The following is a 551-nucleotide window of genomic DNA, read 5'->3' as shown; positions in this document are numbered from 1 at the left end:
TGATGTATTAGACGGTACAAACTCCCCGCCTATATTTGTATCTGTTGGAATCCACGGTGTCATTATTTCACTTCTTAAATCTTCAAGTTGTTTATGATAATTAGGATAATCACACAACTCATCTTCTAACTTTCGAACTGTTGATAATTTTAATCCGTATTTCTTTTTAGTCATGAATACCCTCCGTACAAATATGTTTAATCTTCAAAGTGTCTCAATCTACTTCTTAATATCTCTATCTCTCGCTCTTTAACTTTCACATCACCTTTTAACTGTTCAGCTTGCAACATCACGCCAAACAATAAGATGACTAGTAATATAATTGCTATGACTAACCACATCATCTACTCTGACACCTCCGCCCTCATCAAATCAGACTGATCGCTCAACTTTGCGAAGTAAATCGGCGCCTCTACATCATCATTAGCCGTCATCATAATATATACTTGCTCAGTTACATACTTACCTAACTCATACATCGCTAGTAAGAATAATAGTCTCAAAATTTCTTTAACCACCACTAAACACCCCATGTTAATTTATCGATAATT

2 protein-coding genes and 1 pseudogene are annotated in these 551 nt (G+C 35.0%); all 3 read right to left on the bottom strand.

Annotated elements, in window-relative coordinates:
* Positions 1-174 (bottom strand): annotated as a pseudogene (locus KQ486_RS14100) (transcriptional regulator); the annotation flags it as partial.
* Positions 175-197: 23 nt separating this feature from the next.
* A complete protein-coding gene (locus KQ486_RS14095; RefSeq protein ID WP_000990005.1) occupies positions 198-344 on the bottom strand; it encodes a hypothetical protein in 147 nt (48 codons plus the stop codon).
* Complete coding sequence (gene rinB / locus KQ486_RS14090) at positions 345-518, bottom strand: transcriptional activator RinB (protein WP_061684985.1); 174 nt, start codon at positions 516-518, stop codon at positions 345-347. It lies immediately after the preceding gene.
* Positions 519-551: the final 33 nt, after the last annotated feature.

Origin of the sequence: Allobacillus halotolerans (genome assembly GCF_018967645.1) — a bacterium.
Classification (GTDB): Bacteria; Bacillota; Bacilli; order Bacillales; family Alkalibacillaceae; genus Allobacillus; species Allobacillus halotolerans.
Note: the sequence above shows the minus strand (reverse complement) of the source record. Positions and strands in the feature narration are given on the sequence as shown.

Excerpts from the sequence above, each read along its gene's own strand:
- KQ486_RS14095 (WP_000990005.1), bottom strand. The coding sequence starts at position 344 with ATGATGTGGTTAGTCATAGCAATTATATTACTAGTCATCTTATTGTTT.